The organism is Ignatzschineria rhizosphaerae (assembly GCF_022655595.1).
GTDB classification, from domain to species: Bacteria; Pseudomonadota; Gammaproteobacteria; order Cardiobacteriales; family Wohlfahrtiimonadaceae; genus Ignatzschineria; species Ignatzschineria rhizosphaerae.
This window is the reverse complement of the sequence record NZ_CP093379.1, coordinates 1,585,216-1,605,624: the sequence shown is the minus strand read 5'-3', so window position 1 is coordinate 1,605,624 and position 20,409 is coordinate 1,585,216. Positions and strand designations below refer to the sequence as shown.

Here is a 20,409-nt window from a genome sequence, read left to right as displayed (position 1 = left end):
CGTCATTTTATCTGATATAGCTCTATCTGACATAGCTTTTGATATCGTGCAAGTTGGTTTACGAAATAGGCTGCACTGTTGTACTTTTAAGGTGGTGTTTATTTAATCGAATCGACTTTAAAAAAGAGCCTCTTTAATAAGATGATTAAAGAGGCTTAAAGGATTAATGGGTTTTTAATTGAACTTATTTTTCAAGTTTTACATCATTAAAATTATTGGTACCTAATGGATCGACAACATAGTTATTTACCTCTTTGCGTAAAGGCATATAAATAGAGGCATGAGCAATATTCATTACCGGTTGTCTTTCTGAGAGGATCTCTTGCGCTTTTAGGTAAAGCGCGACACGTTTATCATGATCTGCTGTTGCCCTTGCTTCTTGGAGGATCTTGTCAAATTCAGGATCGCACCATTTTGCATAGTTAGAGCCAGATTGCGCAGCATTACAACTTAAAGTCATAGAGAAGAAGTTATCAGGATCTCCGTTATCTCCGATCCAACCAACGAGTGCAGTATCGTGTTCGCCGGCACGTAGTCGCGTTAAATACTCTCCCCATTCATAGGTGACAATATTCGCTTTTACGCCGATTTTATCCCAATCTGTCTGGATGATTTCAGCCATTCTGCGAGCATTAGGGTTATAAGCACGTTGTACAGGCATTGCCCAAAGCGTGATCTCAAAGCCATCTTTAAAGCCCGCTTCTTCAAGTAAGGTCTTTGCTTTTTCAGGGTTATATTCTAAATCCGGTATGCCGTTATTGTGGCCCCACATGCTTGGTGGAATATAGTTTTTAGCCGCTACAGCATTGCCTTGAAAGATTGCATCAATAATGTGAGATTTATTCACTGCAATACTAAGAGCTTTTCGCACCTCTGGTTTATCAAGAGGCTTTTTGGTGGTATTAAACGCAAGATAGCCAATATTTAAGCCTGTTGATGACTCAACTTTTATATCAGGGTTATTTTTCATGCGTTCAAGATCCGCAAGATTTGGGTAAGGCATTGCTTGGCACTCCCCTTTTTGTAATTTTGCATAACGAACGGCCGCATCAGGTGTGATAGAGAAGATTAACCTGTCAATGCTGGCAGGTGTGCCAAAATAGTCTTTAAATTTAGTGTAGAGAATACGAGAGTCTTGTTCATAAGCTCTTAGCTCAAAAGGCCCTGTACCAATGGGATTTAAGTCGAGTAGCTCAGGAGTGCCTTTGCTAAGTAAAACCTCGCCATATTCTGCAGATAAGATCGACATAAATGCCATCGCAATATTAGCTAAAAAGGGTGATTCCGGTCTTGTTAAAGTGATTTTTACTGTATAGTCATCGAGCTTTTCAATGGATTCAATAAGATCATTAAAGCCCATGGAATTAAAATAGATAAATTGCCTATTAGAGACATTATGATAAGGATGATCAGCGTTCATCTGTCTTTCAAACGAGAAGAGTACATCATCTGCATTAAAGTCTCTGGTAGGCTTAAAATCACGATTACTATGGAATTTTACTCCCTTACGAAGATGGAAGGTAAATTCCGTGCTATCTTCGCTAATCTCCCATGATTCAGCAAGGCTAGGTTCATACTCTGTTGTGCCAACTTTAAATTGTGTTAATCGATTAAAGATAGGAATAGCACTAGCATCAAAGGCGGTTCCTGAGGAGGAGAGCTGCGGGTTAAAGGTATCAGGAGAGGCTTCAGAGCAGTAGACAAGCGTTGAAGCATAGCTAGTGCTGAAAGCAAGTGAGGTAAGAAGTGCTGCGCAGCTTAAGTATTTTTTAAGGCGACGCTGAGTTTTTATAGGACGCGGGTAAGACATGTTTTCCTCCTAAGGATTCATTTTTATTATTGTTATCTTATTGTTATCGCTATTTTTTATGAATAACGAAGATTTACGAATAACCTGATTATGAATAAATAGCAAGAGGAAGATGTTATAAAGTTGCGCCGTATTATTGATGTTTAATAAAAATCCTCAGAATTTGGGGCTTCTGAGGATTTGTAGTGGTGATTGGGGATAATTTTAATATCTATTATTTGTTAGAAATCGGCGGGTTGTTTACACTTCAGTGTTAAAATAATTTTCTAAAACTTCATAAGGCGTTAAACCATTAATACCCTTATGAGGTTTTACTGTGTTGTAATAGTTCAAAAATCGTTTTAGCTTCTTTTTCCGATCATCTGAACTGATAAACTCCTCCTGATTATGCCACATTTCCATGAGTGTTCGAATGACTCTTTCTGCTTTTCCATTCGTTTGAGGGCAAGCTGGCTTTGTAAACTTTTGATTAATCTTATGTGTTAGACACATTTCGACAAAGGCATGTTCTGATGTACCTTTATACTCACGACCATTATCCGAATAGGTGCATTCTACAGTATAGGGACACTGTTCTAACAGATCCCATCGAAGAAATTCAGCAGCACTAAACTGTGATTTATCAGGATAAATACCGGCATAAAGTTCTCTTGAAAAATCATCAATTCCTACAAATAAATACTCTCTAGTGCGATTTTTAAGATCCCCTTTTAAAAGAGGGAGCCGTTTAGTATCCACATGGACCATCTCGCCAGGATAGTTTTTGTTATAACGTTTAGCCCTCTTTTTAAGTTTCTCTTCAATAGATTTTTCAATCTTTGCAAGACGTTTAATGCCGTACTTAATTGTTCTATAACGTTCATTTTTACTAGCTAATGGCACAAACAAGTTCAATCTACCTTGTTTTAGTACTTTATAGATCGTAGGTCTGCTTACCATAAAACGCTCAGCTAGATAGGTTACGGTAAATTTTTCTTGATGATGTAATCGCCAAATCTCTTCTCGATGAAACGGCGTTAATTTTGTTTTTCGATGGATATTCATAACAGTATTTTCTCCTAATACTGTAAACAACGCGATAAAATCCTACATATTATTGTTGCTTTAAAATGGCTTGGCATTCAAGGGGTAAAACTTTTTTAGGTTTTGGCGCGACATTTGTGCTGCTTTTTTGTGGTGCATTGGTCCATTTGATTTGATCATTTACCCAGTTTTGTAAATTGCTATCACAGCCTGGTCCTTTAGGGATAGGCGCTTGAGCGATGCAGCCTGTACTTCCTGTCGGACATTTTAAACGAACGTGAAAGTGAGAATCATGACCATACCAAGGGCGAAGCTTTTCTAGCCATGCTTTATCTGTTTCTGTCTCGCAAAGTTTAGCTTTTATAATAGGGTTTACAAAAATTCTTTCTGTTTCAGGGTAGATGGCAGCATGATGCAGTAACTCTCGGTAGAAAGGTTTCCAATGTTGATTCATCTTTCCAGTGCCGGGATTAACAACAGATGGTGTACTAAGCTTTTCACGTAGATTGCCTGAAAGATGGGTTGAGCGATCTTCAAGCCAAATATCGATATCTAACCCTGTTTGGTGGCTTGCATGTCCAAAGTTCGCAGGGCCGCCACGAGGTTGTGCGATATCTCCTAAGATAATGACTTTCTGTTTTTGAATACCAAATTGGTCGAGGCTATTGACGAAATCCATAATGCTGGGCGCACCATAATTACGGTTTCTGCTAGGTCTTACCTGTTCATACCCTTTATTTTTTAAAGGAATTGTCACGCCGCCACTAAAGCAACCATTAGCATAACTACCATAAATTTCAGGTAGGACCTGAAGTGGGGTGTTTGACAGTATGCCAATCTTGCGCATTTGCTGGAATCATTAAAGTGGCTAAGACCATTAATAGCAGTGTACTAAAAAGAGAAGGGAGTATTTTCATAGTCATTGTCTGGATTCATTTTTTTGATGATTGATGGGGATTAACGTAAAAATCTCTATTAATGAGGTAAGAAAATAGAAGATCTAAGTTATAGATTGAATGACAATGGTGTGAAATACAAGGGGTTTTAAATACAAAAAAGCCTAGATCATTGATCTAGGCTTCACTGTTAATGGCGGAATGGACGGGATTCGAACCCGCGACCCCCTGCGTGACAGGCAGGTATTCTAACCAGCTGAACTACCACTCCGTATTAGAATCGTTTGCTACTCTTAATAGCTTTGCTTGATTTGTAATGCAGATCAAACAACTAAAAATATGGCGGAATGGACGGGATTCGAACCCGCGACCCCCTGCGTGACAGGCAGGTATTCTAACCAGCTGAACTACCACTCCATATTAGAATCGTTTGCTATTCTTAATAGCTTTGCTTGATTTATAATGCAGATCAAACAACTTAAATAATGGCGGAATGGACGGGATTCGAACCCGCGACCCCCTGCGTGACAGGCAGGTATTCTAGCCTGCGTGCACGTCCACACTCCGCTTTTAAATTGTTTGCTACTCTTAATAGCTTTGCTTGATTTGTAATGCAGATCAAACAACTAAAAATATGGCGGAATGGACGGGATTCGAACCCGCGACCCCCTGCGTGACAGGCAGGTATTCTAACCAGCTGAACTACCACTCCGTGTTTTTCTTTCGTTGTGAACCAACTAAGGAATGCTATTATACGAAATAAAATTGAGTTGTCATCTTTATTTTTATGTTTGTGTGATAAAGAATCAAAAATAGCGAGCTATTAAGTAGTTAAGGATCTATTTTGAATAAGATTCGCTTTATGCAAGCTTTTTAAATCATGTTACACTCAAATCATGCATGTTAATTAAAAACAATAAAATAAGAGGTCATCTATGAAATTACGCACGTTATGGATCATGGGATTAGGAGCGCTGATATCATCTTCAATGACATATGCAAAGACACTCGAGATCGCACCATTATCCTCTGATAATGATGTTAAAGTGGTACTTGATATGAATGAGTATCATTTTTCAGTTACTGGTGGCTGTAATACAATGATGGGAAAAGTTCACGTGACTGATCGTGGCGCTTTTCGTGTTAAGCAAGGGCGTCATGGTGGCGGGCTTGCATCAACAATGATGGCTTGTCCTGATAATTTACAAAAATTAGATGATCGTATCTCACAATTTATCTTAAATACGCCCAAAATGATTCGTAAAGGGGATGATCTTTATCTTGTGGGGACTGTTAATAATGAAGCTGAGTCTGTTTATTTACCTGTAGAGCTAGATCAGGGAAATTATCAAGATATTTCGGCTAAACCTTATGAGCAGGTTTTCTATTATGTTTCAAATGAGAAAGTGCCTTGCGAAGCTGATACGCAAAAACAGTGTTTACAGGTTAGAAAAGATCAGATGGAAGAGTGGGAGGAGTATCCTGGTGTTATTGAAGGATTTATGCCTATTGACGGTTATGAGTATCGTTTACGCTTAAAAGAGTATCAATCAGATGATGGTAGCGTAAAACATGTCTTAGATATGGTGGTTGAGCAAGGTAAAGTCACGCCATAAAAGGGCTATTAGGCTGATAGAGTGTGATCTTTAATTTTTCTGATTACTCGTAAAATATTGATTGTGACAATAGATTATATATAGATGAAAATAGATAAAAAAGAGCAAGTGAAGAGATTCTTGCTCTTTTTTATTGTTTGTATTTAGTGGTTAGCCTTAATCAAGTGCTGATAATGTCGGCGTATTAAACTTATAACCAGCCCTTTTTCTTAAAGAGTAGATATGGCGCTATTCCTGAGAGGATCATCGCCCCAATTGAGAGCGGATAACCTAATGAGAAATTGAGCTCGGGCATGGGAAAGTTCATCCCATAAATACTAGCAATTAATGTGGGAGGGAGAAATACTACAGAAGCGATAGAGAAGATCTTAATGATTCGGCTCTGCTCAAGCGATATTTTCCCAGTTGCCGCATCAAGTAAGAAGTTAACCTTATCAAATAGAAAGGTTGTGTGACCTGTGAGAGATTCTAAGTCTTGTAAGATCTCTCTAACGTCATTTTTTTGTGCTTCAGAAAGGAGTTGCCCACGCATTAAAAAAGAGAATGAGCGCCGTGTATCCATTAACGATAAACGAGCTTTCCCATTGGTATCTTCTTGCATGGCGATATTTTGTAAGACCTCTTCCATCGTCGGCTTTTTATCTGAATCATCATCTTGTGATTCTAATCTGCGACGTTTTTTTGCCTTTTTAGGATTATCATCTTCTTGAGCTAAGACGTAGGGACTTGTATTTTCAAGTTCAGAGTAGATTCTCTCTAAAACATCGGCGACATGTTCAATTGCTGTTTCATGAAGTCCGATAATGATATTCATCACATCGACTTGTCCATTGGTGAGTTCAAGCTGAATTTGGCGTGCACGCAGACGATAGAGTCTAAAGGCAGAGAGCTCTTCTTCATGGATTGTAAAAAGGCGATTGTTATAGATAGAAAAGGCAACGGTAATATTGCGGGCATTAGTATCAAAATCGTTTAAGAAGAAGCTATGGATATGAAGTCCATCATCATCTTCATAAAATCGGGCGGATGCTTCTAAATCGTTAATTTCAGCTTTTTCAGGGAGCTCAAATTGGAAATGCTCTTCTACTAGCTCTCGCTCTTCATCAGTAGGGGCAACAAGGTCAATCCAAATCATCTCATCGGTAAAGTCCTCGGCACTTTGAACAGAAATTTGCCGTAAACGATTTTCTTTAAGAATAAATCCTGAAATCATGTTTAAATAGCTCCAATTTTTAACGATGGTGAATAAGTGTTTACTAAAGATTAAAACATATTGAACAAAATACCTAATTTCCACGATGGCATTTTTACTGTCAGAAAATATCTCTGAGTAAATTTTAAACAGTGACTTGTCTTTGTTTCAAGAAACGCCATATTAGGGAGCAATTAATTCTAATTTAATTAAAAAGTAGCAGTTTTATGTTTTAAGACTTGCAATTATTTTTAAATATTATATAAGCATGCAAAAGATTTATGTTTTTGTGTTTATGATAAGGAAGGTTTAGCGATGTCTAACGATTACGATGATGATTTATTAGATGATGAAGATATCATTGAGGAAGATGTTCCGGATGTTAGTGATGTCAAAGGAACAAAATCTCAGGCATGGAGAAACATTGAGGCAATTAGAGAAGAACGTGCATTGCAAAAGAAACTTGCAAAAGAGTTTGATCTTGATAGCTTTGATGATCTTCTACTAGATGAAGACTTCGATGAGGATTTAGATTAATTCAAGGTTGTCTTATGATCTTGAATTGATGGTTTTGAAATAGAGATCAGAAAAATAGTGGTTTTTCATTGTATAATGATGAGCATTATTCAATAGAAAGGGAGTTAGAGAATGACAAAAGAGAATTTAACAGAAACAGAAGCAGTCGAAAACAAAGAGGAAGTTGTTGACGTTGAGCAACAAGTTGAAGGGGCAGAAGATCATGAAGCTCAAATCGAAGCGTTAAAAGCGGAGAAAAGCAAACTTTATGACCAATATGTTCGTGCAATGGCAGAAGCTCAAAATGCGACAAGACGCGCTGAAATTGATGTTGCAAACGCTCATAAATATGCGCTTGATAAGTTTGTAAAAGATCTTCTCCCAATAATTGATGCAATGGAATTAGAGATGAAAGCGGTTGATGAAAACTCCTCAGAAGAGTTAAAGCGCTTTAGAGAAGGTTCACAGCTGATGTACAAAATGTTACTAGGTGTTTGTGAAAAATATGGTGTGAAACAGATTAGCCCTGAAGGTGAGAAATTAAATCCAGAGCTACACCAAGCCATCTCAATGATTCCTCATGATGGATATGAAACAAACCAAATCATCACAGTTGCGCAAAATGGTTATTTGTTAAATGATCGTTTAATTAGAGCAGCTCAGGTGATTGTTGCGAAATAAAAGCGTGTTTCTTTGATTTAGTACACTAGTAAAAGCTAGCAAGTTGATTTATCATTGACGGGTATTAGATCATTCAAATTATAAAAATTGGCTTGTATTTTCTAGGAGCAGATCGTGCAAAAACAGTCAGACAAGTTTACATTCTCGGTGCTAACCATTCTTGTAACTCTTTCATTACTAGTGATTTTAGTTGTCTTAGTAACATCAGTTGTGAGACTCGTAGATAAGAGTATAGGTGGTACACCATTCGTTGATCAGGATTTAGTTGCTGAGAGATTAACTCCCTATGGAAGAGTTAATACCGGAAATTTAGTGTCTGATGTTGTGAAGGCAAAAGCACCGCAAGATGTTTATGCCGGTCTTTGTGCAAGTTGTCACGATACAGGTTTAAACGATGCACCATTAATGGGCGACAATGCTGTTTGGGCAGTCAGATTCCAAGAGCGTGGTCTTGATGGGTTGCATGATAGTTCACTTCACGGTCGTAACTTAATGCCAGCAAAAGGTGGAGACCCACGTTTAACAGACGAAGAAGTGATGCATACAGTAGACTTTATTTTATCGAAAAGTGGTATTGAAGTTGCATCAAGTGATCCTGCGGAAGATATCGTTGCTGAGGAAGAGTCTGATGAAGCTGAGGTTGGTGAGACTGAAGTAGCAGCAGAAGAGCAAGCAGACGAAGCAATCGTTGAAGAAGATCAAGTAGCTGAAGAAGCTAACGATAAAACTGAATAAACTTCTATCAATATATGGGATGGGAGTAAAACCCGGACCACATATGAGTATAATGTAATATACTAAAATAACGGGTATGAAATTGATCATGCCCGTTGTTATTTTGTAGGAAGGAGAAATTATGCGTTTTTTACATACAATGGTTCGTGTGACGAACTTAGAAGAATCCATTAAGTTTTTTACAGAGATATTAGGATTAAAAGAGACTCGCCGTAAAGAATATCCACAATGGGAATGTACGCTTGTTTATTTAGCCTGTGAAGGACAAGATGTGGAAGTTGAATTGACCTATAACTGGGACTCAAATGAAGAGTACGGTATTGGTCGAGCATTTGGTCATTTAGCGTTTGAAGTTGACGATATTTATGAAGTTTGTCAGCGCGCTGTTGATGCGGGGATTGAGATTAATGTCCCGCCAAGAGATGGCTGGATGGCATTTTTTAGAAGCCCGGATAATATTTCTATTGAGCTATTGCAAAAAGGTGAGCCAAAAGCGCCGCAAGCTCCTTGGAAAGATATGGAAAATACCGGCTGGTGGTAATTAAATCCAATAAGTAGTTCATAGTTCACAATGCTGGACATGTGGGCTATCTAGTGGACTATGAATAAACTAATAATAGGATATAGGAAGAATGAATAAATTTCCCATGACGAAAGTTGGCGCGGAAGCGCTTCGCCGTGAGCTCGATGATTTAAAACAAGTACAAAGACCACGTGTTATTGATGCAATTTCAACGGCACGTGAACATGGTGACCTTAAAGAAAATGCAGAGTATCATGCAGCAAGGGAAGAGCAGAGTTTTATTGAAGGACGTATTGCGGATTATGAAGCACGTTTATCAAATGCTCAGATCATTGATATCACTCAAATCCCAAATAGTGGTAAGATTATCTTTGGTGTGACAGTCACCTTATTTGATGTCAATGAAGATAAAGAAGTGCGTTATCAGATTGTCGGTGAGCACGAAGCGGATGTGAAGCAAAATAAGTTATCAATTGTCTCTCCTATTGCAAGAGCACTTATTGGAAAAGAGCTTGATGATGAAGTGACGATTCAAACACCTGGCGGAAGCCGAGTTTATGAAGTCATTAGTATAGATCATATCTAACGCTAAAATAGACAACTTAAGTAGAAGGAAGAATTTATGCAAGCATTGACCGCCAACCCAGTCGCAAAATGGATTATCATCCTAATTTTAGGGCTGGGGGTGGTCTTCTTTCATGAGTTTTTAGTCCCAGCTTTAGGCGCGATGATAATTACTTTTGTCACATGGCGCCCTTATACTGATCTTGTAAGATTTTGCCGAGGCAATACGCTTATTTCAGCATCTTTAGCCACTGCTTTTATAGTGCTCGTGATTGTGGTGCCATTTTTATGGCTCGTTCATTATCTTTATGGCGAAATTATCCTTTTACGTTTATGGCTCATAGAGGCGAATTCCTATGGTATTCCAACGCCTGCTTGGGTTTTAAACCTTCCTTATGGAGATGAGATCGGTGCTTATTGGGTTGAATATCTGGGAACTCCTAATGGGATTAACCATTTCTTTGCAGAGATAGGATTAGCAAAACTTGGTTATTTAGCAACGGTGACAAAATCGGTGACTAAAAGCTTTAGCGCAATGGGTTTTACACTACTTTTTATGATGATTATCCTCTTTTTCTGTTATAAGGATGGTCGTAGAGTTAGTCGTCAGCTTGATAAGATTGGTGAGCGGATTTTTCCCGGAAGATGGAAGCGTATTTCCCGTATTGTTCCAACACTTGTGAGCTCTACAGTTTCAGGAATGGTGATTATCGCAATTGGGGAGGGGATTGTTTTTGGAATCGTCTACTATTTTGTCGGTGCGCCAATGCCGATTACGCTTGGGATTATGACAGGGATATTTGCCCTGATTCCAGGAGGAGCACCAATGTCGATGACTTTAGTATCACTCTATTTAGTAGGGATTGGCGATTATACACAAGGAATTATTCTTTTTTGCTGGGGAACAATGCAGCTCTTTATTGTTGATAAAACAATTCGTCCAAGATTGGTTGGGGGTTCTGTTAAACTGCCATTTTTACCAACGATTTTGGGACTTGTGGGCGGTGTAAAAACGATGGGAGTTATTGGGTTGTTTATAGGACCTGTCGTTATGGCGTTACTTGTAGCAATTTGGCGAGAATGGGTGCATGAAGATGATCATTTTGATAGTGACATTAATATCAAGCGGACATAAACCCTAGTGAATAAAACCCTAAAGTCAGTTGTTTAGGGTTTTTTTATAACTGTTAAGATACGCTTAAGATAAGAATGGTTCACTTTAAGGTGGTAATTGTTAGAATTAACACTATTATTTAAAGGTTAATTGATAATAGTTTTTAAAGTATTGATTTAATAAAAATGCGATACTAGTTTTAAATAAAACGTTAATGGGCGCGATGTCTGAAGTGAATTGATAAAAGGCATTGTAAAATCAATGTTTATAGAGAAATGATGTGATATCTTCATATTTAACAACTATAAATAAAATCAATATTGGTGAAAGATAAAAGATGTATAAAACTTTAAGACAGATACTTGCGGTAGGTTTTTTAGGAATCGCATTCACCCCTCTTTTTTCAATGGCGAAAGTGACAGATGTTGAATTATCAGAAGTCGTACTTCAAGATAAATTTGAAGAGATTTACGCCGTAGGAATTTTACATCCTTATCAAGAAGTGATTGTAAGACCTGAAGCTTCGGGAAGAATTGTGAATATTGCCTTTAAAGAGGGAGAATCTGTTGAAGAGGGGGATCTTCTTTTAGCGCTCGACTCAAGTATAGAAGCTGCAGAGCTGCGTGAAACAACGGCAAGACGGGTTTTAGCAAAGCAAAATTTAGACCGGTTATTAGCTGCTAAAGGGGGCTCAACAGCGCAAGCAAGAGATATTGCACAAGCTGAATATGAGCAAGCAGTTGCTAATGAAGCGATTGCAAAAGCAAAATATGATCGCCGATTTATCTATGCGCCATTTTCTGGAACTGTCGGGCTTAAAAATGTTGAGCTTGGGGATTATGTTCAAGCGGGTGCTGACATTGTTAGATTATTAAATATCGATCAGTTACGTTTAGAATTTAATATTCCAGAGCGTGTCGCGCACGTGGTTGAAACTGGGCAAAATGTAAAATTTACGATCGATAATTTCCCCAATAAACTATTTGCCGCAGAAGTTTATGCGGTGAGTCCTGAGATTGAGCAAAAAGGGCGCTCTTTAACAGTGCTCGCACGCTTTCATAATGAAGATCAGTCGTTAATTGCAGGTTCCTTTGCACGATTAAATCTATTAGTGCCCTTAAATTATCAAGTGATTATTATTCCTGAGGAATCGATTTTTGCCTCAGAAGGGGCGCAGTTTGTCTATCGTGCAAAACCTACATCTGATCCGGATGTCTTTGAAGCGGAGTTAGTGCCGGTAGAGATTGGGCAAAGAAGTACTTTTAATGTGGAGATTTTATCTGGATTAAATGCAGATGATATCGTTGTTAAGGCAGGGCAAGTTCGTATTAAAGATGAGAGTTTAGTGCGAGATGTTACAGGGGATATCAAATTAAGAATTCCAACTTCCCAAGGTGGGGCGAGCCAAGTTTTAGGTTCAGATCAATCTGTAGGAGAAGCTGAATAATGAAATTGTCAGAAGTCTCGATTAAACGTCCTGTTTTTGCCATTGTTATCAATATTGTATTGATATTACTTGGATTAATTGGCCTTGATCGGATGACGATCCGTGAATACCCAGATATTGATGTACCTGTTATTAGCGTTAGAACAACCTATCAAGGCGCAAGCCCAGAGATTATTGAAACGCAGGTGACAAAAGTGATTGAAGATGCTGTCACTAGCGTGGATGGAATTGATTTTATTACCTCTGACTCTCGCCGCGGCTCTTCTTATATCAATATTACCTTTAATTCGACAAAAGATATCGAAGAAGCGGCAAATGATGTCAGGGACCGTGTAGCAAGAGCAAAGCGTTCACTGCCAGATGAGGTGGATGATCCTATTATTCAAAAAAGTGACTCAGATGCAGACCCGGTTGTTATTTTAGCGCTCTCCAGTAATGAGCATAGTGCTATTGAATTAACGAAGATGGTAGAAACAGTTGTACAACCTCAAATTGAGCTTTTAGAAGGGGTTGCGAGCGTCACGATTTGGGGGGGGCGAGAACCTGTGATGCGGATCTGGATTGACCCGCAAAAGCTCGCTATTTTAGATGTCACGGTAAATGATGTGGAAGCCGCACTTCGTGCGCAAAATGTGGAGATTCCAGCAGGGACGATTAAGAGTTCGACCCAAGAGTTCTCTATTGTTGCAAGAACGGATCTCAACCAAGTCGATGAGTTTAAAAATATCATCATCAAAGTTGCCGATAATGAGGCGGAAAAAAATAGACCTATCGTGCGTTTAAGCGATGTTGCGTTAGTTGAGCTAGGGGGTGTTGAAGAGACTTCTAGACCAAGATTAAATGGGCGTCCTGGTGTTGGTGTTGCGGTCATTAAACAATCAGTTGCGAACCCCTTAACATTATCTGCAGATATTAGAAACTTAATGCCGGCATTGGAAGAGACATTGCCTGATGGTGTGCAGATTGCAGTTACCTCAGATAGCTCTGTTTTTATTAATAAGTCATTAAGCTCTGTTTATACAACGATTATCGAGGCTTTAATCTTTGTTGGGGTGATTATCTTTATTTTCCTTCGTAATTGGCGCGCGACGTTAATTCCGATGGTGACAGTCCCCATTTCATTAGTGGGCGCCCTGTTTGTAATGTACCTTTTAGGTTACTCCATTAATACTTTAACATTGCTCGCCTTTGTCTTGGCAATTGGTCTTGTGGTAGATGATGCAATCGTGATGCTTGAGAATATCCATCGTCATATTGAAAATGGCGTTCGACCTATTAAAGCCGCATTTATCGGCTCTAAAGAGATCGGTTTTGCCATTATTGCTATGACGATTACGCTTGCGGCTGTATTTTTACCTTTAACCTTTACTCAAGGCCGTATTGGTCAGTTATTTGTTGAATTTGCGGTGACTTTATCCATTACGGTATTGATTTCTGGATTTACGGCCTTAACACTCTCTCCGATGATGTGTTCAAGGTTACTCCCAAGTAAAGAAGAGGAAGAGCAGAAAAAAAATACGGTAATTGGTAAGATTTTAACGCCTATTTATGATTTTGTGGAAAAGGTTTTAGTCGGAATTACCAATGCTTATGAGACATTATTAAGAGCGATTTTAAAGGCGAAATATTTAGTAGTATTGATAATGTTTGCACTATTTGGTGCAACAGGATTACTTTATCTTAATTTACCGCAAGAGCTTTCACCTACAGAAGACCGGGGGTTTATCCGTGTCAGTGCAATTACACCTGAAGGAGCGACGGTAGATTTTACGGATAGATACTTTACAGAAGTAGAGGAGTATCTGTTAGAAACGCTTCCTGAGGGGACAATTGTTTATACCATCTCTGGTGTTGCGATGGGTGCATTAGCCTTTGTCACATTGCCAGATTGGGATGATCGTGATGAATCGCAAATGCAGATGACAGCTCGCATTAATGAGGGATTAAAAGATCGTGCATTGGGTTTACGTGTTTTTGCAAGTGACCCACAATCTTTAGGTCAACGTGGGGACTCTAAAGATGTGCAGATTGTGATTCGTTCAAATGAGACTTTTGAAGAGCTAGATCGTCAAGTGACAAAAATTATGGAAAAAATGCGGGATAATCCTGTTCTCATTTCTCCTGATAATGATCTTCGAATGAATACCCCACAATTAGAAGTCTATGTAGATCGTGAGAAGTTAGCACTTCTTGGAATTGATGTTTCTGTGGTTGGCCGTACATTAGAGACCGCTCTTGGCGGGCGAAATGTTACGCGCTATAAAGAAGGGGCTGAGCAATATGATGTACTCGTTCAGGTAGATCCTCAAAAGCGTAGCCAACCTCGAGATCTAGAGGGAATTTATGTCCGTTCTCAATATGGGGAGATGGTACCACTATCAAACTTTGTGAGTGTGACTGAAACAATTGCCCCGCAAAACTTACGCCACTTTAATAAGCTGCGTTCAGTCACTATTTCAGCGAACCTTCTCTCAGGTATTTCACAAGGAGAGGGGATTGCGATTGTTGAAGATATTATTCGAGAGGTTAATGCTGAAGCGATGCTTGACTATCAAGGCTCATCAAGAGAGTTTATTGAATCAGGCGCCTCAATGGTATTGATTTTCTTAATGGCACTTGTCTTTATTTACCTTGTATTAGCAGCGCAGTTTGAATCATGGATTGATCCATTTATTATTCTCTTTAGTGTGCCATTAGCAGGATTTGGGGCATTAGGAGCGCTTTATCTTGCGGGAGGAACGATTAATATTTATAGCCAGATAGGGCTTGTTACGCTAGTAGGACTGATTACTAAGCATGGAATATTAATTGTAGAATTTGCCAATCAGATTATGGCTGAAGGTGAGAATAAGGTAAATGCCGTGATTCGCTCAGCTACCTTAAGATTACGCCCAATTTTAATGACGACAGGTGCGATGGTTTTAGGCGCCGTACCTTTAGCAATGGCGGTAGGTGCCGGTGCTGAATCTCGTCAAGCAATTGGTTGGGTCATTGTTGGGGGCATGGGGGTTGGAACTGTATTAACGCTCGTAGTTGTGCCTGTTATCTATCTCTTTATTGGTGGTCGTCATAGTGAAGTGAATGAGGAGCTTCTTTATACTTCTTCTTAATATTGAGGGGTTTGGTAAAGAGTTATTCTTAAGATTAAAAAAGCTTATCTTTTAACAAGATAGGCTTTTTTATCAATCGAACTTTAACTTATAGGGTAGTGATCTATTGGATTTTCGGTTTAAGAAACTATTTTAAAAGTAAAATAGTACAGCGTGAATCAAACCGGCTTGCATGATGCCGGATAGAACCATTCATGCGATTTTCATAACAGATGCGCCGGCAATCTGATTCAGTGGCTTTCAAGCCGATTTCACTATAAAAGTATTAAGGGTACTGAGTGTGTATCAAACCGGCTTGCATGATGCCAGATAGAACCATTCTTGCGATTTTCATAATCGATGCGCCGGCAATCTGATTCAGTGGCTTTCAAGCCGATTTCACTATAAAAGCATTAAGGGTACTGAGTGCATCAAACCTGCTTGTATGATGCCAGATAGAACGATTCTTGCGCTTCTCACAACCGATATGCCGGCAATTTGCTATCGTGACTTTTAAACTGAGTCGGCTAAACATGGGAGCACGAGATAGCAAGAAGGATGCTAATATTCCCTTCCGCCGCAAGAGGGATCTTTTAAATTGAATCATCTATAAAAAGAGAGATATAGTTATTACGCATTAAATTTCGATACGAGCCGAAAAAGGCTTAAAACTGCAGGCACATCATTTCAAAAAACATGCAAGCATTCGACCCTGCCGCTTATCAACCTATTTTAAGAGGATGACTAACTAATAAATTTGGATCTCTTATTTTATTTGGAAATCACTATAGATCGCAAAATCCTTGGGGAATTATCTTAATGGATCGCTATAATCGGGTACAATATTGAGGGTTAGATCAGATAAAGTAAAAGAGCATTAATGAAAGTACGTTATTTAGGCTTAAAGCCTTATGCTGAAGTTTATGAAGCGATGAAGTCTTTTACAGAGACAAGAACGCCAGAAATAGAGGATGAACTCTGGATTGTTGAGCATCCATCTGTTTATACGCAAGGGCAAAATGGTAAGCCTGAGCATATCTTAAACGCATGTAATATCCCTATTGTGCAAGTCGATCGGGGCGGACAAGTGACTTATCACGGACCTGGGCAAGTTGTTATTTATACCTTAATTAATTTTAAAGCCCGTAATTGCGGCGTTCGATCGTTAGTTAGAGCGCTTGAAAATGCGATTATTGCGACCTTAAAAGATTATGGTATTGAAGGTGCTGGAGATGTGGATGCGCCCGGTGTTTATGTGGATGGTAAAAAGATTGCAGCTTTAGGATTAAGAATCCGTAAAGGCTCTGTTTATCACGGTTTAAGCTTAAATGTAGATATGGATTTGACGCCTTTTAAAGGGATTAATCCTTGCGGATATTCAGGATTAGAGGTGGTGCAGATGGCAGATTTATTACCTCATAAAATTGATATTCTTGCCGTAGAAGCAGGTTTAGTCGATCACTTAATATTCTTTTTAGATGAAAAGCAGCTCTCTTTATAAAATAGAGTAATCTTAAGCGGTAAAAGGGTTAACTTAAGGGCTATTTTTCTCATCATAAAATTTCAAATACTATGATTAGGCAAGTTGAAAGCATTGTTTGCAAAGACGTATAGTAAAATCGCTAAAAGTGACTGAGCTAGATTGCGCGCGCATCGGTTATTAGAAGTGTAAGAGCTGATTTTTCCGGCATCTTGTAAGCTAGCCTTATTCACTCGCCATACGACGATAGATCCCATTATAGTAAGATAGGATTAATAAAAGCCTTTGATTTAAATTGAATGGATGAGATAGCAAGAAGAATGTAAGCATTCCCTCTTGGTGCAAGAGAGGCCTTTTTAAACCGAAGATACTATATTTTATGAAATGAATGATATGCCCATAAATATTACCTCTATTGATAACACTCTGTTATTGCGGCTTAGAGACAAGCTGCCGATAAGCTATGAAGTTCATAGCCGTTTTGCGAAAGCGGTAAATCTGATAGATCAAAAAGGGGCGATGATAACGCTATTGTGCGATGGATTACCCAATGGACCTTCAACTGCTTTAGTGAATATACCCTCATTTAGTTCACTGTCTAAAGCGATTGACGTAGGGCAAAAATTTGTTTATCACTCAGGATTATTAGCAAATCAGGACATTGAGTTTTCATTTTCAAATAAGCCTTTGATCTGGGAAAGTACAATTTCCCCAATTAATAGAGCGATAAAAAATGCAGAGATTGATCTAATTAGTGAGCTCCTAATGGCGCATGAAGCATTAATTAGCCCATTGGATATGGAAATAGAAAATAGCGTAGCATTATATATCTCACAAAAATTAAGAGAGAGTTTAGAGGGATTAATACAGGCACTTTTTTATAAAAATAACGTATTAGTAAAAGTATATGTTGAAGCGTTAATAGGGCTAGGGCAAGGATTAACGCCTTCAGGAGATGATCGTCTTTTAGGTTTAATGCTCGTTCTTTATCTTTATGGTGATCGCTTTCAAGATGAGATCTACCAGATAGAGCAAATCGTCGATAATAGCCAAGATAAAACCCATGATATTAGCTGGTGGATGCTGCATCATGGGAGTTTAGGGCAATTTAATGAGTGGTTATTAGATTACGGCAATCTCTTAAGTAAGCCATTTCAAAGCGATTCTTTATTAAACGAGAAAGCGTGTTTGTTAAAAATTTTATCAATAGGCTCTCAATCAGGGGGAGATATGGTAACCGGCATTCTTTCGGGGCTAAAGCTTGTAAAGATGACAAATATTGAGTGGGGCTTTAAGTAAAGAATAAAGAAACGCTATAAAGAGATATCATGAAATAGAATTAAGAAAAGTCTTTGGTTGATAGTGAAGTCAGTTTAGAAATCATTGACTCAGACTATCGGCGCATCAGTTATGAGAAGCGCAAGAATGGTTCTATCCGGCATCATGCAAGCGGGTTAGATTCATATGCTGTCTGGACTATTTTAGTTTTAAAATAGTGTTTCTTCAACCGAATCGATTATATCGTAGAATCTGTTTAAAAGTGATCAAATCAGATTGCCGGCGCATTGGTTATGAGAAGCGTATGAATCGTTCTATCCGGCATCATATAAGCATGTTTAATTCACACGCTGTATAGTTTTACTTTTAAAGCAGCATCTCTTAAACCAAATTGATGATAATTTTGCTATGGGGTTAATAGGAGAGTTTTTTTCCGAGTTTACTTCCCCCGATATCACAGCAATATCCCAAGATTGCACCAACGGTTAAAGAGAGGCAGAGCGTTAACCAGTTGCCATCATTCATGCCATCAATGGCAAAGAAAGTATAGCAACCAACAAACATTCCAGGAACAAAAGAGAGCCATTTATTAATGCCAAGCAAGACAATAATGGCAACAAGAGAGCCTACGCCAAGCGTGCCGGCAATAGGACCACCAATAAAGCCAAAAGTTTTTGTTTCTAAAATGATCATTAAAAAAGCCATCAATGCTCCGACTAATGTTGTCGTAATGGTGATGATTAAGGCCTGAAGATTATGCTTCCCTGTTGCAAAATAGGCGGTACAACCTGCAAATCCTGCCCAAACATTTAAAAACAAGTAATCTGCAAAACCGGCCCAAAGGCCACAAAGGAGACCTGTAAAAAGGGCTGATATTAGTAGCTCTTTAGGTATTTTTTTATTAGGATTCTTCATAAAATATCCCTCTATACTAATTAAATAAAGCGATAGTTTTGAGTGATAAATATAAAAAGATGATTTATCACTCAATGGGTTGTCACTTATTTTTTACAAAATTATTAAGCGATACTCTCTGCTAATGCAATAAGGGCCTTTTCAAAAGCACTAAAAGGAGGATTGGTTAATCCTGTACCGATCATCCCTATTCCGGCATCTTTATGGGCAATTGCGGTATTAATAATTGGAAGCATTCCCGTATCTACCACTTTGATGGCATCAATACCGGTGGCTATGCCGCGAAAGTTTAGGATTGGAATCGTGATATTGGGGTTTACATCTGTTGTGATATCGAGCATATCTATAGAGTAGTTGATCGCCTCTTCTACAGTCCCCCCGACAAGTGGAACGATTGCAGGAGCAGCCGCCATCGCAAAAGCACCTATACCATAGGTTTCGGTAATAGCACTATCACCAATATCTAAACCTGAATCTGCCTCAGTATATCCTGCCATCATCGGGCCAATGACTTTTTGCGCAGGACCAACAAACCAGTTAAAACCTTCAAAATGGCTTAAGCGGATACCAAAATCCACACCATTTCGGCACATTGTTGTGACGATACTGCTATTTTTAACCCCGTGAGCGGCATCTAGTGCAGCTTTACAATAGGCCATCCAAGTAGGTCCACTAAAGTACTCACTACTTGCGATAAATTCAAAAACAGCAATTTTATCTTCATTAGGAAAATCAGTTTTTAAAATATGAGGGGTTAACTGTTGTACTAATAGTGCAGTGCCGGCATTATTTCTATTATGATCTTCATCCCCCATCTGTATCGCTTGTGCTAGAAGCATTCGAAGATCAATCTCTTTGGCAAATCCCATCGCTTCACTTAAGATCGGTCCTAAAACATCTCGCATCCAAATTAAGCGATCAATCACTGATTGGTCATTCGCACCCATTCTTAAAATACGGGCTAATTGCTCTGAGAGATTAGTGTAAGCGATATTGCCGTGGGTTTTGTTTTTTACGACATGCATATACATGGAAGCTGAGGTCACACCTGCCATTGAGCCGACGCAATCATGCTCATGGCAAGGTGAGAAGATAATATCTCCAGATGCGGCAACTTTTTCAGCTTCTTGAATATCTTTGGCTAATCCTTCAAAAACGATGGCTCCTGTTACAGCGCCTTTCATTGCGCCACACATTTTTTCCCACTCAATGGGCGGGCCTGCGTGAATAATCATATTTTTCTTCATTCCAGGGACCACATCAATCGCTTTTTCATAGCCGACTAAAACAGGATGTGCCTGAATAATAAGGTCAACCGCTTTTTGGTTTGCTTCGGTGATTTTTGCTACAATTTCCGGTTGTTTAAGTTTTTCTAAAGCGGTTTGCAATTTGGGACTTAAAGGAATTCTTGGTTTCCAATTGACTTGTACGACATCCACGCCTTGACGCTCTAAATCTGTTTTAAAAATTTCGCCGCCAACATTAATTACGGATAACTGTTGCTCAAATAAATTCTTATTGTTCATCGTT

The 20,409-nt window shown here is 38.8% G+C and carries 17 protein-coding genes and 4 tRNA genes; 11 read left to right on the top strand and 10 right to left on the bottom strand.

Annotated elements, in window-relative coordinates; all coding sequences use genetic code 11:
• Positions 1-184: 184 nt before the first annotated feature.
• The 7 genes from MMG00_RS06975 to MMG00_RS06945 all read right to left on the bottom strand — a co-directional run bounded on the left by MMG00_RS06975 (position 185) and on the right by MMG00_RS06945 (position 4,441).
• Positions 185-1,810: an ABC transporter substrate-binding protein gene (locus tag MMG00_RS06975; RefSeq protein WP_242146788.1), complete on the bottom strand. Its 1,626-nt coding sequence runs from the start codon at positions 1,808-1,810 to the stop codon at positions 185-187.
• 240 nt (positions 1,811-2,050) lie between these two features.
• Entirely contained in the window at positions 2,051-2,854 is an 804-nt protein-coding gene (locus MMG00_RS06970; protein WP_242153261.1) for an integrase core domain-containing protein, read from the bottom strand.
• Positions 2,855-2,903: 49 nt separating this feature from the next.
• Entirely contained in the window at positions 2,904-3,680 is a 777-nt protein-coding gene (mepA, locus tag MMG00_RS06965) for a penicillin-insensitive murein endopeptidase (RefSeq protein ID WP_242146778.1), read from the bottom strand.
• Between the two features lie 243 nt (positions 3,681-3,923).
• Positions 3,924-4,000, bottom strand: a tRNA-Asp gene (locus tag MMG00_RS06960).
• 69 nt (positions 4,001-4,069) lie between these two features.
• Positions 4,070-4,146: transfer RNA gene (locus MMG00_RS06955), tRNA-Asp, on the bottom strand.
• A gap of 69 nt (positions 4,147-4,215) precedes the next feature.
• Positions 4,216-4,295, bottom strand: a tRNA-Asp gene (locus MMG00_RS06950).
• A 69-nt stretch (positions 4,296-4,364) separates the two neighbouring features.
• A tRNA-Asp gene (locus tag MMG00_RS06945) sits at positions 4,365-4,441 on the bottom strand.
• 223 nt (positions 4,442-4,664) lie between these two features.
• Here MMG00_RS06945 and MMG00_RS06940 point away from each other — a divergent pair.
• Positions 4,665-5,345, top strand: coding sequence for a DUF4377 domain-containing protein (locus MMG00_RS06940; protein ID WP_242146776.1), 681 nt, complete (start codon positions 4,665-4,667; stop codon positions 5,343-5,345).
• Between the two features lie 190 nt (positions 5,346-5,535).
• Here the strand turns inward: MMG00_RS06940 and corA are convergent, their stop codons facing one another.
• The gene (gene corA, locus MMG00_RS06935; RefSeq protein WP_242146774.1) at positions 5,536-6,558 is read right to left on the bottom strand and encodes a magnesium/cobalt transporter CorA; all 1,023 of its coding nucleotides are present in this window, start codon (positions 6,556-6,558) and stop codon (positions 5,536-5,538) included.
• Positions 6,559-6,852: 294 nt separating this feature from the next.
• Between corA and MMG00_RS06930 the strand changes: the two genes are divergently transcribed.
• The 10 genes from MMG00_RS06930 to MMG00_RS06885 all read left to right on the top strand — a co-directional run bounded on the left by MMG00_RS06930 (position 6,853) and on the right by MMG00_RS06885 (position 17,985).
• Positions 6,853-7,074, top strand: a complete 222-nt coding sequence (locus MMG00_RS06930) for a PA3496 family putative envelope integrity protein (RefSeq protein WP_242146771.1) — start codon at positions 6,853-6,855, stop codon at positions 7,072-7,074.
• Between the two features lie 111 nt (positions 7,075-7,185).
• The gene (gene grpE, locus MMG00_RS06925) at positions 7,186-7,734 is read left to right on the top strand and encodes a nucleotide exchange factor GrpE (RefSeq protein ID WP_242146769.1); all 549 of its coding nucleotides are present in this window, start codon (positions 7,186-7,188) and stop codon (positions 7,732-7,734) included.
• A 114-nt stretch (positions 7,735-7,848) separates the two neighbouring features.
• Positions 7,849-8,469 carry a c-type cytochrome gene (locus MMG00_RS06920; RefSeq protein WP_242146768.1) on the top strand — a complete coding sequence of 207 codons (621 nt, stop codon included), beginning with the start codon at positions 7,849-7,851 and terminating at the stop codon, positions 8,467-8,469.
• A gap of 121 nt (positions 8,470-8,590) precedes the next feature.
• Positions 8,591-9,010: a VOC family protein gene (locus tag MMG00_RS06915; protein WP_242146766.1), complete on the top strand. Its 420-nt coding sequence runs from the start codon at positions 8,591-8,593 to the stop codon at positions 9,008-9,010.
• 91 nt (positions 9,011-9,101) lie between these two features.
• Entirely contained in the window at positions 9,102-9,578 is a 477-nt protein-coding gene (greA, locus tag MMG00_RS06910; RefSeq protein WP_242146764.1) for a transcription elongation factor GreA, read from the top strand.
• 36 nt (positions 9,579-9,614) lie between these two features.
• Positions 9,615-10,691, top strand: coding sequence for an AI-2E family transporter (locus MMG00_RS06905; protein WP_242146761.1), 1,077 nt, complete (start codon positions 9,615-9,617; stop codon positions 10,689-10,691).
• 316 nt (positions 10,692-11,007) lie between these two features.
• Positions 11,008-12,117, top strand: coding sequence for an efflux RND transporter periplasmic adaptor subunit (locus MMG00_RS06900; RefSeq protein ID WP_242146760.1), 1,110 nt, complete (start codon positions 11,008-11,010; stop codon positions 12,115-12,117).
• Positions 12,117-15,227, top strand: coding sequence for an efflux RND transporter permease subunit (locus tag MMG00_RS06895; protein WP_242146758.1), 3,111 nt, complete (start codon positions 12,117-12,119; stop codon positions 15,225-15,227). The genes MMG00_RS06900 and MMG00_RS06895 overlap by 1 nt, the downstream gene beginning before the upstream one ends.
• 859 nt (positions 15,228-16,086) lie before the next feature.
• Positions 16,087-16,707 carry a lipoyl(octanoyl) transferase LipB gene (lipB, locus tag MMG00_RS06890; RefSeq protein ID WP_242146756.1) on the top strand — a complete coding sequence of 207 codons (621 nt, stop codon included), beginning with the start codon at positions 16,087-16,089 and terminating at the stop codon, positions 16,705-16,707.
• A 363-nt stretch (positions 16,708-17,070) separates the two neighbouring features.
• Complete coding sequence (locus MMG00_RS06885; RefSeq protein WP_490713075.1) at positions 17,071-17,985, top strand: oxamate carbamoyltransferase subunit AllH family protein; 915 nt, start codon at positions 17,071-17,073, stop codon at positions 17,983-17,985.
• 393 nt (positions 17,986-18,378) lie between these two features.
• Here MMG00_RS06885 and MMG00_RS06880 read toward each other — a convergent pair whose 3' ends face one another.
• Positions 18,379-18,879 carry a DUF1097 domain-containing protein gene (locus tag MMG00_RS06880; RefSeq protein WP_242146753.1) on the bottom strand — a complete coding sequence of 167 codons (501 nt, stop codon included), beginning with the start codon at positions 18,877-18,879 and terminating at the stop codon, positions 18,379-18,381.
• A gap of 104 nt (positions 18,880-18,983) precedes the next feature.
• Positions 18,984-20,405, bottom strand: coding sequence for a YlbE family protein (locus MMG00_RS06875; RefSeq protein WP_242146750.1), 1,422 nt, complete (start codon positions 20,403-20,405; stop codon positions 18,984-18,986).
• Positions 20,406-20,409 lie beyond the last annotated feature (4 nt).

Coding starts and splice junctions, on each gene's coding strand:
- MMG00_RS06905 (WP_242146761.1), top strand. CDS start 9,615: ATGCAAGCATTGACCGCCAACCCAGTCGCAAAATGGATTATCATCCTA.
- MMG00_RS06940 (WP_242146776.1), top strand. CDS start 4,665: ATGAAATTACGCACGTTATGGATCATGGGATTAGGAGCGCTGATATCA.
- mepA (WP_242146778.1), bottom strand. CDS start 3,680: ATGCGCAAGATTGGCATACTGTCAAACACCCCACTTCAGGTCCTACCT.
- MMG00_RS06895 (WP_242146758.1), top strand. CDS start 12,117: ATGAAATTGTCAGAAGTCTCGATTAAACGTCCTGTTTTTGCCATTGTT.
- MMG00_RS06885 (WP_490713075.1), top strand. CDS start 17,071: ATGAATGATATGCCCATAAATATTACCTCTATTGATAACACTCTGTTA.
- MMG00_RS06875 (WP_242146750.1), bottom strand. CDS start 20,405: ATGAACAATAAGAATTTATTTGAGCAACAGTTATCCGTAATTAATGTT.
- MMG00_RS06970 (WP_242153261.1), bottom strand. CDS start 2,854: ATGAATATCCATCGAAAAACAAAATTAACGCCGTTTCATCGAGAAGAG.
- corA (WP_242146774.1), bottom strand. CDS start 6,558: ATGATTTCAGGATTTATTCTTAAAGAAAATCGTTTACGGCAAATTTCT.
- MMG00_RS06900 (WP_242146760.1), top strand. CDS start 11,008: ATGTATAAAACTTTAAGACAGATACTTGCGGTAGGTTTTTTAGGAATC.
- greA (WP_242146764.1), top strand. CDS start 9,102: ATGAATAAATTTCCCATGACGAAAGTTGGCGCGGAAGCGCTTCGCCGT.
- lipB (WP_242146756.1), top strand. CDS start 16,087: ATGAAAGTACGTTATTTAGGCTTAAAGCCTTATGCTGAAGTTTATGAA.
- MMG00_RS06915 (WP_242146766.1), top strand. CDS start 8,591: ATGCGTTTTTTACATACAATGGTTCGTGTGACGAACTTAGAAGAATCC.
- MMG00_RS06880 (WP_242146753.1), bottom strand. CDS start 18,879: ATGAAGAATCCTAATAAAAAAATACCTAAAGAGCTACTAATATCAGCC.
- MMG00_RS06975 (WP_242146788.1), bottom strand. CDS start 1,810: ATGTCTTACCCGCGTCCTATAAAAACTCAGCGTCGCCTTAAAAAATAC.
- MMG00_RS06930 (WP_242146771.1), top strand. CDS start 6,853: ATGTCTAACGATTACGATGATGATTTATTAGATGATGAAGATATCATT.
- grpE (WP_242146769.1), top strand. CDS start 7,186: ATGACAAAAGAGAATTTAACAGAAACAGAAGCAGTCGAAAACAAAGAG.